This is a genomic window from Sphingopyxis sp. (assembly GCF_016704835.1).
In the GTDB taxonomy this organism is placed as follows: Bacteria; Pseudomonadota; Alphaproteobacteria; order Sphingomonadales; family Sphingomonadaceae; genus Sphingopyxis.
In genome coordinates this window covers 431,107-443,942 of the sequence record NZ_JADIZJ010000021.1, presented here as the reverse complement: position 1 = coordinate 443,942, position 12,836 = coordinate 431,107, and the positions used below count along the sequence as shown (strand labels likewise).

General features: G+C 62.8%; 10 protein-coding genes. 2 read left to right on the top strand and 8 right to left on the bottom strand.

All coding sequences use genetic code 11. The features are described 5' to 3' along the window. Positions 1-6: 6 nt before the first annotated feature. Together IPF76_RS17205 and IPF76_RS17200 are read left to right on the top strand one after the other, a co-directional pair. Complete coding sequence (locus IPF76_RS17205; protein ID WP_293846525.1) at positions 7-3,042, top strand: TonB-dependent receptor; 3,036 nt, start codon at positions 7-9, stop codon at positions 3,040-3,042. 69 nt (positions 3,043-3,111) lie between these two features. Next, complete coding sequence (locus IPF76_RS17200; protein ID WP_293846523.1) at positions 3,112-4,608, top strand: glucoamylase family protein; 1,497 nt, start codon at positions 3,112-3,114, stop codon at positions 4,606-4,608. On the opposite strand, the gene IPF76_RS17195 is transcribed toward IPF76_RS17200, so the two are convergent. The 8 genes from IPF76_RS17195 to ugpC all read right to left on the bottom strand — a co-directional run bounded on the left by IPF76_RS17195 (position 4,609) and on the right by ugpC (position 12,825). Further along, the gene (locus tag IPF76_RS17195) at positions 4,609-5,472 is read right to left on the bottom strand and encodes an endonuclease/exonuclease/phosphatase family protein (protein ID WP_293846521.1); all 864 of its coding nucleotides are present in this window, start codon (positions 5,470-5,472) and stop codon (positions 4,609-4,611) included. Next, positions 5,469-6,815 carry a GH1 family beta-glucosidase gene (locus tag IPF76_RS17190; protein WP_293846519.1) on the bottom strand — a complete coding sequence of 449 codons (1,347 nt, stop codon included), beginning with the start codon at positions 6,813-6,815 and terminating at the stop codon, positions 5,469-5,471. Before IPF76_RS17190 ends, IPF76_RS17195 begins: the two co-directional genes overlap by 4 nt. Then, positions 6,812-7,564 carry a PHB depolymerase family esterase gene (locus tag IPF76_RS17185; RefSeq protein ID WP_293846517.1) on the bottom strand — a complete coding sequence of 251 codons (753 nt, stop codon included), beginning with the start codon at positions 7,562-7,564 and terminating at the stop codon, positions 6,812-6,814. Before IPF76_RS17185 ends, IPF76_RS17190 begins: the two co-directional genes overlap by 4 nt. Before the next feature lie 23 nt (positions 7,565-7,587). Then, on the bottom strand, positions 7,588-8,403 hold the full coding sequence (locus IPF76_RS17180; RefSeq protein WP_293846515.1) for a carbohydrate ABC transporter permease: 816 nt from the start codon (positions 8,401-8,403) through the stop codon (positions 7,588-7,590). Then, a complete protein-coding gene (locus IPF76_RS17175) occupies positions 8,400-9,287 on the bottom strand; it encodes a sugar ABC transporter permease (RefSeq protein WP_293847390.1) in 888 nt (295 codons plus the stop codon). Before IPF76_RS17175 ends, IPF76_RS17180 begins: the two co-directional genes overlap by 4 nt. A 5-nt stretch (positions 9,288-9,292) precedes the next feature. Continuing rightward, complete coding sequence (locus tag IPF76_RS17170) at positions 9,293-10,561, bottom strand: extracellular solute-binding protein (RefSeq protein ID WP_293846513.1); 1,269 nt, start codon at positions 10,559-10,561, stop codon at positions 9,293-9,295. A gap of 16 nt (positions 10,562-10,577) precedes the next feature. Continuing rightward, positions 10,578-11,621 carry a LacI family DNA-binding transcriptional regulator gene (locus tag IPF76_RS17165; protein ID WP_293846511.1) on the bottom strand — a complete coding sequence of 348 codons (1,044 nt, stop codon included), beginning with the start codon at positions 11,619-11,621 and terminating at the stop codon, positions 10,578-10,580. Positions 11,622-11,739: 118 nt separating this feature from the next. Continuing rightward, entirely contained in the window at positions 11,740-12,825 is a 1,086-nt protein-coding gene (ugpC, locus tag IPF76_RS17160; protein ID WP_293846509.1) for a sn-glycerol-3-phosphate ABC transporter ATP-binding protein UgpC, read from the bottom strand. Positions 12,826-12,836: the final 11 nt, after the last annotated feature.

Below are 12,836 nucleotides of genomic sequence, written 5' to 3'. Positions count from 1 at the left end.
GATGCCGTGAAGTTTCAGCGTGAAATCTCGAACAATTCTGCGCGCCGGTCGCGCGTCAAGGCCGCTGCCGCGGCGTTGGCGTGGAGCAGCGCGGGTGCGGCGCTCGCGGTTGCAGTTGTCACCCCCGCCTATGCCCAGGTGTCGAACGCATCGCTGCGCGGCACGGTAACGGCCGAAGGCGGCGTGAGTCAGGTTACCGCGATCAACGTCGATACCGGCCTGACCCGCAGCGTCGCTGTCGGCGAGAGCGGCAGTTACAACATCGCATCGTTGCCGGTCGGTACCTACCGGCTGGAAATCACGACCCCCGGCGGCGTGCGCAATACCGACGAGTTCACCCTGTCGGTCGGCCAAAACGCGGTGCTCGATTTCGACTTTTCGCAGCCCGATATCGCCGAAGGCGCGGGCGACGCGATCATCGTCACCGGCACGCGCATCCGTTCGATGGAGGGCGGCGAGGTTGGCTCGAACATTACGCAGCGCCAGATCGAAGTGCTGCCGCAGAACAACCGCAACTTTCTGGCTTTTGCCGATCTGGCGCCGGGCGTTCAGTTCGTGACCGGCGGCAACGGCCAATCGCGCTTGCAGGGCGGCGCGCAAGACAGCCGTAGCGTCAACATCTTTATCGATGGTGTCGGGCAAAAGGACTATGTCCTGAAAAATGGCATCACCGGCCAGGATTCGACGCAGGGCAATCCCTTCCCGCAGCTAGCGGTGGGCGAGTATCGTGTCATTTCCTCCAATTATAAAGCCGAATTCGACCAGGTGAGCTCGGTCGCGATTACTGCGGTGACTAAGTCGGGGACCAACGAGTTCCACGGCGAAGCGTTCATCGACTACACCGACCAGAGCTTTCGCGATCGCCGCCCGAACGAGCTGACCGGGACCAAAATCCAGACGAAGGATTTCCAGTTTGGCGGCGCACTCGGCGGTCCGATCATCAAGGACATGCTGCACTTCTTCGTAACCTATGAAGGCAAGCGTCAGCAGAATCCGGTCGACGTCACGCCGGGACTCAACCTGCCGGTCGCCTACTTCCCGTCCGAATATCAGGGCGTGTTCGGGCCGACGAACGCGACGTTCAACGAAGATCTGTATTTCGGCAAGCTCAGCTTTCAGCCTTCGAACAGCGACCTGATCGAGTTGTCGGGCAAGTATCGCAAGGAAACCGGCGAGTTCCTGGGCAGCGGCATCAACGCGCGCAGCACGATCAGTTCGCAGGATGTCGAGGAAATCCGCGGCACCGCGCGCTGGGAACATACTGCCGAAAACTGGATCAACGATTTCAAAATCACCTATGAGGACGTCAAATGGGCGCCGACCCCGTTCGAGTTCGGCAATGGTTTCCTGTTCGCTTACGCCGGACCGTCGCCGACCAACCCGCAACCCGGAGACGTCGTGCGCGGCGACATCCTGCGCATCGGCGGCGGGAGCAACTATCAGGAGAAGGGCCAGAAGGGTTGGGGCGTCCAGAACGACTTCACCTGGACCGGGCTCGAAGGTCACACAATCAAGGTCGGCGCCAAGGCGAAATGGGTCGAGCTCAATTCGCTTCAGCTCAACGCCTTTAATCCCGTCTATACCTATAACCCCGCGTTCAACCCGGGGGGCGGGACGTTCAACGACGACGTGCCCTATCGCGTCCAGTTCGGCGCCTCGACCGGGAACGGCAACCCGATCATCAATTCGAAGAATTTCCAGTTCGGCATCTATGTACAGGACGACTGGGAGGTTACCGACCGGCTGACCCTGAACCTGGGCGTGCGCTGGGATTATGAGCGGACACCGGCCTTCCTCGACTTTGTCCACCCCGCCGACGCGGTCAATGCGGTGTCGCCGGCCAATTATCCGAATCTGGTCAATGCCGATTACAACATCAGCGACTTCATCTCGACCGGCAGCGAGCGCAAGGCGTTCATGGGCGCCTGGCAGCCGCGCATCGGGTTCAGCTACGAACTGGACGACGAAGGGCGTTATGTCGTGTTCGGTGGTATCGGCCGATCCTACGACCGCAACCAGTTCGACTTCCTGCAACAGGAAATCAGCGTCGGATCCTATACGACCCGCACCTTCAATTTCCAGACCGGCGATCCGAACAACACCTGCGTCGCCGGGCCGACCTGCGTTCCGTTCGACCCGATCTATCTGACCGAAGCGGGTCGCCAGCAGTTGCTGGCGGGCGCCGGGCCGGGCGGTGGCCGCGAGCTGCGATTCATCGATAACGATCTGAAAGTCCCCTATTCGGACCAGGCCAGCATCGGGTTTCGTGCGCGCGTCACCCCGCTGTTTGAGGCTGAGGTTGGCTACAGCCATGTCGAGAGCAAGGACGGCTTCGCGTATCTGCTCGGCAATCGTCGCCCCGACGGCACGTTCTTCCCGCCGGCGCCGGCAGCACCCAACTCGCCCTTCGGTTTTGCGCCGCCGGGATTCGGGTCGATCATCATCGGCACCAACGGGCTCGAAACCAGCGCAGACACAGCCTATCTCAAGCTTGTGAAAAACTACTCGGCGGCATCGCCCTGGACGTTCTCTGCAACTTATACCTACACGCAGGCTGAAGAAAACCGCAGCTTTGGCGAAGTCTTCAGCCTCGATTTCCCGTCCCTTGACGATTATACCGTCAGTCGGTCGAGCGGCGTGCGCAAGCATCGCCTGGTCGCGACGGGTTCGGTCGACCTGCCGATCGGGGTGACGCTGTCGGGCAAGTTCCAAATTGCATCGCCGCCTTATCTCAAGGCATTCATTAACCAGGGCGGGGCCAATCCCAGCCGTACGGTGATTTCGAACGAAGCCGATGGCAACGGCGATCGCTGGGGTTTCCGCCAGATGGATATCGCGATCACCAAATATATCCCGGTCCGGTTCATCACCGACGAATCGCGACTGCGGCTGCGCGTCGACATCCTGAACCTGTTCAACGATCGCAACTATGTCGACTACAACAACGATCCAAGCTCGCCCCGTTATCTGGAGATTTCGGGCAATGGGGTTGGCGGCAACGCGCCGCGTACGGTAAAGGTATCAGCCGGATTCTCTTTCTGACCGGCTGAACAAGGCGCCCGGCCTACACCCCCCTCCCGTGGGCCGGGCGCCTGATTTTTGGAGTAACGAATGTCGTTCCGGATCGGGGCGCTTGCATTGCCCCTGGTGGCTCTGACCGCTGCCTGCACTGCTACCCCCGCGCCCACCACCCCGGGCGCTGCGTCCCCGCCCGCGCTGGCACCGATCAGCGCAGCGGTGTTTTCGGAAGAGCTGACCGAGCGGACCTTCCGCTATTTCTGGGACACCACCGACACCCAGCGCTGTCTGGCGCCCGATCGCTGGCCCAGCAATCCTTTCTCATCGATCGCCGCGACGGGGTTTGCACTGACCGCCTATGGCATCGGGGCAGAGCGCGGCTATGTTACGCGCGCCGAAGCGGCGCTCCGCACGCGCGATTGCCTGCGTTTTTACTGGACCGCCCCGCAGGGGCCCGAGGTGGCTGGAAACACAGGCTATAAGGGGTTCTTCTATCACTTCCTGAAGAATGACGACGGCACCCGGTACAAGACCAACGAACTGTCTACCGTCGACACCAGCCTGTTCCTCGGCGGCGCGCTGTTCGCGCAAAGCTATTATGACCGCAATGACCCGGTCGAGGTCGAGATCCGCGATCTGGCCGAGAAAATTTACACCCGCGTCGACTGGACCTTTGTCCAGCGGACGAACACCGGGACGCAGGCGCGCAACCTGGCGGGGTCGCATGGCATCACGATGGGGTGGAAACCCGAGAAGGGTTTCGAAACGCACGACTGGGTCGGGTATAACGAGGGGATGCTCGTTTATGTCCTGGCGCTGGGCTCGCCGACGCACCCCGTTGGTAAGGACGCGTGGGACAAGGGCTGGGCTGCCGACCTCGAAAAGGATTGGGGCACCTATTACGGCCAGGAACATCTGCAGTTCGAGCCCCTGTTCGGGCACCAGTATAGCCATGTCTGGATCGATTTCCGCGGCATCAAGGACGCTTTCATGCGCGGCAAGGGAATCGACTATTTCGAGAACAGCCGTCGCGCAACCCTGTCGCAGCGCGCATATGGCAACGCGAATCCGAGCAAATGGAAGGGATATAGCGCTGACATCTGGGGCTGGACCGCGTCGGACGGACCAGGATACTCAAAGGGACAGTATAGCGTCAATGGAAGCCCGCGCGAGTTCAACGGCTATATGGCGCGCGGGGTCAGCGCGATCCGCGTCATCGACGATGGCACGATCGTCCCGACCGCGGCGGGCGGTTCGATCCCCTTTGCACCGGAAGTCACGATCCCTGCGTTGATGGCGATGCGGACCCAATATGGGACCACGCTTTATACCCGATATGGCTTCAAGGACGCGTTCAATCCCAGCTTTACCTTCGCCGCCGCGGCGTCGCGCAGCGGCGCGGTCGACCCGGTTCATGGCTGGGTTGCCAACGACTATCTGGGCATCGACCAGGGACCGATCCTGGCCATGATGGAAAATCACCGCAGCGGTTTCGTGTGGCAGGTGATGCGCAAAAACCCCCACATCGTGCGCGGGCTGAAACGCATCGGCTTTGCTGGCGGCTGGCTCGACAAGGTGCCCGCCGCGTAATCAGCAACCCTTGCCCAGGCACAGGTCGGCAAGCACCGGATAATGATCCGACGGCAGTCGTCCACCGCTCTGCTGGGTGAGCGTCGCGTGACGCAGCACCACGACGTCGTTGCTCACGAAAATATGGTCGATCGGTGCCGGTTCTACCTGCTCGATCTTGAAGCCGGTGAAGGTGCCGCGCGGGCCGAAATGCGGTGCGCGACTGATCGCAAGCGTATCGCGCAGCGCCCCGGCGCCCGGTTCGACGATCGCGGCATAGGGTGGACTATCTGTCGGACTGTTGAAATCGCCCATGAGCACGACCGTCTCGTTCGTCGTCCGTTGAGCTGCGGTCCAACGGCGGATTTGCCGTGCGCCCTCGAGCCGCGCTATCGTGCCGACATGATCCATGTGCGTGTTCACGACGAGCAGGTTGCGTTTCGCCGCCTTGTCCCGCAGGCGCGCCCAACTCGCGATGCGCGGGTAGGTAGCGTCCCAGCCCTTGCCCGGAACGTCGGGCGTCGGCGATAGCCAGAAGGTACCCGATGCAATCAGATTGAATCGGTCACGGCGGAAACCGAGCGGCGAAAACTCGCCCTTGTCCTTGCCATTGTCGCGCGCGACCCCGACGAACCGATAAGCGGGCAGGTCGGCCTCGACTGCTTGCTTCTGATTGGGCAGCACCTCCTGCATGCCGACAAGGTCAGGGGCATAGTAGGCAATCAGGCTGGTCAGCGCGTTCCGCCGGTGGGGCCAAGCATTGTCGCCATCCGACGCGATGTCGAGCCGAATGTTGTAGGTCATCGCACTGTAGCGGTCGGAGCGTTCCCCCGCCGCCGCAGGCAGTGCGAGCAATGCCGCCAACAGGGCCAGCAGGAACCTCATCCGAGGTTGCCGCCGTTTGCCGCGATCACGCTGCTGTAGAAACGCGCGCTGCGTTTGGGTGTGCGTGTTTGCGTTGCGTAATCGACATGGACAATGCCGAACCGTTTGGAAAAACCGAGCGACCATTCGAGATTGTCGAGCAATGACCAGGCCATATAGCCGCGCACATCGACTCCCTGCCGGATTGCTTCACCGATGGCCGCGATATGCGTGCGCAGATAATCGCAGCGCAGCGAGTCGTCGATGCCATCGGGTCCGGCGGTCGGCGGATCGTAAAAGGCTGCGCCATTTTCGGTGATATAGACCGGGATGTCGCCATAGGTGTCGCGGAACCAGACGAGCGTATCGGTGAGGGCGGGGGGATAGACCTCCCAGTCGGTCGTCGTGTGCGTTGCGACCTGCTTCACCGGCGACGCGCCGAGCGGCCACTGGTTCGGGTCGGCTCGAACGACGTTGCGCGTGTAATAGTTGATGCCGATAAAATCGACCGGCTGACAAATGTCTTTCAGATCCTCGGCGGACCAATCCCGCCACGCTTCACCGAATATCTCGGCGAGTTCCGCAGGGTAGCTGCCCTTCAGTGCCGGGTCGAGATATTGCCGGTTCATATAGGCGTGTGCGCGCCCGGTCGCCGCGATGTCATCGGCACTGTCGCTGGCCGGATATTTGGGCTCGATATTTACCACCAGACCGATCTCATGCGCACCGTCGCCGCGATAGGCCTGCACCGCGCGGCCATGCGCGCGCATCAGATTGTGGCTGGCGATCGGCGTCTCGAACAGATTGCGGTGGCCGGGCGCGAGCACGCCGTGGAGATAGCCGCCATCGGTGATCACCCAGGGCTCGTTCAGCGTCACCCATTTCTTCACCCGACCATCTAGGCGGCGGTACATGACCGAACCATATTCGGCGAACCAGTCAGCGCTGTCGCGATTCAGCCAGCCGCCCTTGTCGTCGAGCGCCGCGGGCAGATCCCAATGATGCAGAGTCAGCAACGGCTCGATGTCATGCTTGAGCAATTCATCGACCAGCCGCTCGTAAAAGCTGAAACCGGGTTCGTTGATGCGCCCAATTCCTTCGGGTAGCACGCGACCCCAATTGACGCTGAAGCGATAGGCCTTGAGCCCCAGCGCTTTCATCAGGGCGACGTCGGCGGGCATGCGGTTATAATGGTCGCAGGCAACGTCCCCGGTGTCGCCCTTTTCCGCCATCAACCGCGGATCGTGGCTAAAGCGCTGCCAGATGCTGGCGCCAGCGCCGTCAGCAAGCGGCGATCCTTCGATCTGATACGCGGCAGTCGCCGCACCCCACAGGAAATTGTCGGGAAAAACAGTCTGCGTCATTTCTTGTCCTTGGCGGGAACCGGAGCGGCGAGGTGGTGGTCGAGCAGCCAGGCATAGAGTGCCGGGTCGTCGTAGGCGGGATCCCAGGCATTGTGGCCAAGATCGGGATAGATGGTCAGGCGAACCTTGCGTCCGCCGCAGCCGCGGATAGCGCGCGCCATGTTGAAGCTGCCCTCGGGTGTCACGACATCGTCGCGATCGCCGTGAAAGGCCCAGACAGGCAGGTCCATCAGGCGGCAGGCTTCGCCCGGATTTCCTCGCCCGGCGACCGGCGCCACCGCGGCGAATCGCTTCGGCTCGGCAATCGCCCAGCGCCAGCTGGCGTGGCCGCCGCGGCTGAGTCCCGTGAGATAGACCCGCGCCGGATCAATGCGATAGGTTTTGGCGACATGCGAGATCAACCGATCGAGCTTGGCGATATCCCAATCCTGATCGGCGGCGAGCAGCGGCGACACGGTCAGGAAGGGGAAGTCGGGATCGCGATCGGCAATCTTTGGCGGGCCGTGGACCTTGACGCGGGCGACATCGTCGCCGCGTTCGCCCGAACCATGCAGGAAAACGAGCAGCGGATAGGATTTGGCCGGCTCGGCCAGATAGCCCTTGGGCAGGAACAGTTGATACGGATAATTGCCGGGCTCGATCGCCGGCTGGGGCGTCTGTCCTTCGACCATGGGGGGCATGGTTGTCCTTGCAGTGGCGGGGGCGGAAGCAAGGGCGAGCCCCAGCAAGGCCGCGGTCCAGTATGTCATTCGATTGTCCTTGGTTGGAAAAGTCATCCCTTGACGCTCCCGGTGAGCAGGCCGGTCAGGTAGAAGCGCTGAAGCGCGAGGAAGAGGATCAGCACCGGGAGCGTCGTCACGACGGCGCCCGCCATCATCAGCTCATTGTCCTGAACATGCTCGCGGCTCATCGCGGCAAGCGCGACCGGAAGTGTATAAAGCTGCTGGTCGGCGAGGATGATCAGCGGCCACATGAAATCGTTCCAGCTGCCTAGGAAGACAAACAGCGCCAATGTGACGATAATCGGGGCCAGGATAGGGAGCACGATGCGGCGCAAAATCTGTCCCTCGCTCGCACCGTCGATGCGCGCCGCCTCGAGCATTTCGTCGGGGATCGACAGGCAATATTGGCGGACGAGGAAGATGCCGAAGATGCCCGCCAGCCATGGCACGAGCGCGCCGGCATAGCTGTTCACGAGACCCATCGCCTTCAGTTCGAGAAACAAAGGCAGCATCCCGATCTGCCCCGGCACGACCAGCGCCGCGACAAGCAGGCGAAAGGTCGCGTCGCGGCCCGTGAAGCGCAATTTCGCAAAGGCGTAACCCGCCGGGATGGTGAAGATCAGCGCGAGGATCGTCGCGAGCGTCGAGACGAGGATGCTATTCGCGAGGAAGCGGCCGATGCCGAAGGTGCTGAACAGTGTGCGATAATTGGCGAGGCTGGGATCGGCGGGGAGCAGCGGCGGGGGGAACTGCGCCGCTTCCCCCGGCGCCATGAAGCTGACCGAGAGCATCCACAGCAAGGGCGCGATCGTCAGCAACGCAACCAGCGCCGCGAGCAATGTGACCGTCCAATGGCGCGCGCTCATATCGCGCCTCCGCGTCGGGCCAGTCGCAGCTGCACCAGGGTCACCGCGAGTATGCACAGGAACAGCAGGAACGCGACCGCCGCGCCCGATCCCAGGTTCCACCATTTGAACCCTTCCTCATACATGAAATAGAGAATGGTGACGGTTGATTGGGCGGGGCCGCCCTGCGTCATCACATAGGGTTCGGCAAACAGCTGGAACATGCCCGCGACGGTCAGAACTGACACCAGCAACGCCGTCGGTGCAATCGCGGGCAGGGTGACGTGGCGCAGCCGCGTCCACCAGCCCGCACCGTCGATCCGCGCCGCCTCGTCGAGTTCGCGCGGCACCGTCTGCAGCGCCGCGAGGAAGATGATCATATTATAGCCGAAGGTTTTCCACCCAACAAAAATCAGGATCGCGGGCAGCGACGCATTCGGGCTGCCTAGCCAGTCAATGGGCGGAATACCGATCAACGACAGCAGATAGTTTACCAGGCCGTAGCGGGTGTGGAGCAGGTAACGCCAGACGACCGCCGTCGCGACGAGCGTCGTCACATAAGGGGCAAATAGCGCGACTCGCCAGAGGGGTCGCCACTTCAGCCAACGCGAATTGACCAGCATCGCCGCGAACAGTGAGAGGGCGACGATAAAGGGCGTCCCGACCGCCACGAACAGCAAGGTGTTCGTCATCGCTTTCCAGAACAAAGGATTTTCAATCAAACGCGCATAATTTTGGAAACCGACGAAGCGTAGATTATCGAGGTTCGCGAGCGCGTAGATGTCGAAATCAGTGAAGCTGAGAAACAGCGACGCGATTGCCGGAAACACAAAGAACAAGGCGATCGCGGCGAGCGCTGGCGATGACATCGCCCAGCCCGCGCGGGCCTCGCGGATGCGCCGCACGGCGCTCAAAGCGCGAGTCCCTTGTCGAGCATCCAGCGCCGCTTTTCGAGCAAGCGGTCGGCGCGGCGGTCGATCTCTGCCGCAGCTTCGTCGATGCCATATTGACCGCGCACCATGCGTTCGGCAACGATCTGCATTTCGGTGACGATGCGTTCCCATTCGGGTACTTTGGGCAACGCGGTTGCGTGCTCGAGCTGAGTGGCGAAGGGGGCAACGACGGGATCGCTGACCAGCCCCGCCTCGCGCCACACTGCACGCCGCGCCGGCAGGTCGCCGGTCAGCTGGTGGAATTTGAGCTGCGCCGAGGGCGCGAGCAGGCGGGCTACCAGATCCCATGCCGCATCGGGGCTTTTCGTTCCGGCAAAAACGACCAGGCTCGACCCGCCAGGCGCCGCCGATCCGACGCCATTGGGGCCGGGATTGGGCGCGGTGCCCCACTTATCCTGCAAAGCGGCGGGCAGGCGGCGTTTCATGTCGCCAATCGTCCACGGACCCGAAGTGAAGATGCTGAAAAAACCGCGCGCAAATTCGTTCCAGATGTTCGAAATCTGCGTCGCCGATACGACCGGCGCCAGCTTTTCGTCGAACAGGGATTTGTAAAAGGCGAGCGCCGCCTTGAATGCGGGATCCGAAAAGGCGCCGCGCGCATTGCGGTCGCGCAGCAGCCGCGCCCCGGCCGACAGCGCAATGGTCAGTAATTGTTCGAACTCGTTGACCGGCAACAGCACGGCATAATTGCCGTCGCCAGCGGCCGCCTTGACCCGGTTTAACGCAGCCTTCCATCCCGCCCAGTCGAGCGGCGGTGCTTCATAACCGGCGCGCGCGAACATGTCCTTACGGTAAAATTGCAGCCGCGTGTCAACATACCAGGGGACCGCCCAGGTCTGGCCCGCGATGCGGTTGGTATCGACAACGGCAGCAAACTGGTCGTCGAGCAGCGCGTGCGCCGACGCGGGGACCGGCTCGATTGCGCCAATCGCCGCCATTTCGGCGATCCAGCTGTTGCCGACCTGCCCGATCGTAGGCAGCGCGTTTCCGGCAAAACCGGTAAGTAGCTTTTCGTGCGCCGCGGTCCATGGCAGCGGCTGAACCGTCACGTTCTGCGCTCCGGCGGGAAGGTCGAGACTTTTCAACAATGCGGGCAGACTTGCGGCCTCGTTGCCCATCGCCCAGATCGTCAAACCGTCGCCGTTCTGCGCGCCGCAACTGCCGATCATCGGCAGCAAGGGCAGCGCCGCGAGCGCGCTGGTGATCTGGCGCCGCGTTACCTGCATCGGGCGCCGCCGTTGGTCACCCGTGTGCGCCGAGCACCGGCGCCTTCGCCGCGACCGCGCTACCTGCCGCGCCGCCGGTGGTGCCGCGGGCAACCAGCGTCGGGGTCAGGATCGTCGCGCTGGCCGCGGCCAGCGTCTCGCCGCGCAGGATACGTAGCAGCATCATCATCGCGGTCGAGCCAAGCCGGTCGATATTGACCTGCATCGTCGTCAGCGACGGGTTGAGGTGGCGGGCGAGCGGAATGTCGTCGAAGCCCGCGACCAGGATGTCGCCCGGGACCGACATGCCCGATGCCGCGAGTTCAGCGATCAGCCCGACAGCCATCTGGTCGTTGGCCGCAAAGACCGCGTCGGCAGGAAGCCGTCCCTGAACCAGCAGGCGCGCCGCCTGCGCGCCGCTTTCCTCCGAAAAGTCGCCGGGCAGGATGGCGGGGCTCTGTACCTTGGCGATTTTGGCCATCGCGTCGGCGAAGCCGCGCTGGCGGTCGCGCGCGTCGCGATTGTGTTTCGGTCCCGCGATATGGACGACTTGCTTCGCGCCGCGCGCCAGCAGCGCCTCGGTCATCGCATAGGCGCCGTGATAATTGTCGACCGCGACAAAGGGCAGGTCGAGCGATCCGGCGTCATAGTTGAGCAGGACAGTGGGCAGGGCGGGGTCGAGATAGCCCGACAGCAGTTCTGGCTTCACATCGGGCGGCATTACCAGCAATCCATCGACGCGCCCGCGCATCGCTGCGATCGCCGCCGCGGTTTCGTGGGTGCTGCCGTGCATATTGCCGAGCAGCAAGTGCATGCCCGATTCATGTGCAACGAGGTCGATGCCGCGAATGATCTCGGAGAAGAATTCGCCGAACAGATCGGGCAGGATCACACCGACGGTGTCGGTCTTGCGCCGCGTCAAACTGCGCGCGCCGCTGTGCGGCACGAAATTGAGCTTCTTGACCGCCGCGAGCACCGCCGCTTTGGTCGGAGCTGTGACATTGCTGTGGCCGTTGATCGCGCGCGATGCCGTCGCGACAGAAACCCCCGCCTCGCGGGCGACGTCCCTTAACGTGGTCATGCTGTTCGCCCCCTCATGTTCCGATGGCGCCGGGTCGGCGGTGCGGCACCGCTGCTATTCTGACGGCCGGGCGCGGAAACAGGTTTAGAGTAACCGGTTACAATGGCAAAAGGCAAGGTCATTTGTACGCCTCGCGGGGCAGCGCACCGCCGCCGGCGTCGAACAGATGCAGGCAATCCGGCGGCAATTGCAGCGCGATCGTTGCGCCTTCGCTGAGGCTGCCGTCGTCGCGAAACTGGCAAGCGATGCGTTCGCCGGCGCCGTCGGCTTGCAGATGCACGGTCGCTAGTCCACCAAGCCGTTCGACAAAGCTGATCGTAAAGGGCAGCGCGTCCGGTGCAGCGCCGATCCTGAGGTGTTCCGGCCGAATGCCGACCGACACCCTTGTACCCGGCGCGAGGGCGGCCGCCATTGTGGGCAGATTGATCTCACGGCCATCGTCCAAGCGGGCTCGTCCGTCCGTTGTGAGCACCGCTGGAATGATATTCATGCGCGGCGTGCCGAGAAATTGCGCGACGAAGATGTTTGCAGGCCGCTCATAAAGCTCACGCGGGGTGCCAATTTGTTCAATACGCCCATCGCGCAGCACAATGATCCGGTCGGCGAGCGTCATCGCTTCAACCTGATCGTGGGTGACATACAGCGTGGTCGTTCCGAGCGTCTTGTGCAGCGCGGCGAACTCGTAGCGCATCCGCACGCGAAGATCGGCGTCAAGGTTGGAAAGCGGCTCGTCGAACAGGAAAATCTGCGGCTGACGGACAATCGCGCGTCCGATCGCGACGCGCTGCCGCTGGCCGCCCGACAGCGCCGCCGGCTTGCGTTCGAGCAGACCCTCGATGTTCAATATCGCCGCCGCGCCGCGGACCGCGGAATCGATCGCGCCCTTGTCCGCCTGCGCGATACGCAGTGCAAACGCCATGTTTTCATAGACGGTGAGGTGCGGGTAAAGTGCGTAACTTTGAAACACCATTGCGATGCCGCGCGCCGATGGCGGCAGGTCGGTGACGTCGCGACCGCCGATAGCGATGCGTCCCTCCGTCAACTCCTCAAGCCCCGCGACCGCGCGCAGCAACGTCGACTTGCCGCACCCCGACGGACCGACGATCACAGCGAATTCGCCGTCGGCGACATCGATTGAGACGCCGCGCAGCACCTGCGTTTCGCCAAAGCTCTTGCGTGCATTCTCGATCGACAGTCCGGCCATATGCTCTCCCT

Coding starts and splice junctions, on each gene's coding strand:
- IPF76_RS17200 (WP_293846523.1), top strand. CDS start 3,112: ATGTCGTTCCGGATCGGGGCGCTTGCATTGCCCCTGGTGGCTCTGACC.
- IPF76_RS17195 (WP_293846521.1), bottom strand. CDS start 5,472: ATGAGGTTCCTGCTGGCCCTGTTGGCGGCATTGCTCGCACTGCCTGCG.
- IPF76_RS17190 (WP_293846519.1), bottom strand. CDS start 6,815: ATGACGCAGACTGTTTTTCCCGACAATTTCCTGTGGGGTGCGGCGACT.
- IPF76_RS17185 (WP_293846517.1), bottom strand. CDS start 7,564: ATGACATACTGGACCGCGGCCTTGCTGGGGCTCGCCCTTGCTTCCGCC.
- IPF76_RS17180 (WP_293846515.1), bottom strand. CDS start 8,403: ATGAGCGCGCGCCATTGGACGGTCACATTGCTCGCGGCGCTGGTTGCG.
- IPF76_RS17170 (WP_293846513.1), bottom strand. CDS start 10,561: ATGCAGGTAACGCGGCGCCAGATCACCAGCGCGCTCGCGGCGCTGCCC.
- IPF76_RS17165 (WP_293846511.1), bottom strand. CDS start 11,621: ATGACCACGTTAAGGGACGTCGCCCGCGAGGCGGGGGTTTCTGTCGCG.
- ugpC (WP_293846509.1), bottom strand. CDS start 12,825: ATGGCCGGACTGTCGATCGAGAATGCACGCAAGAGCTTTGGCGAAACG.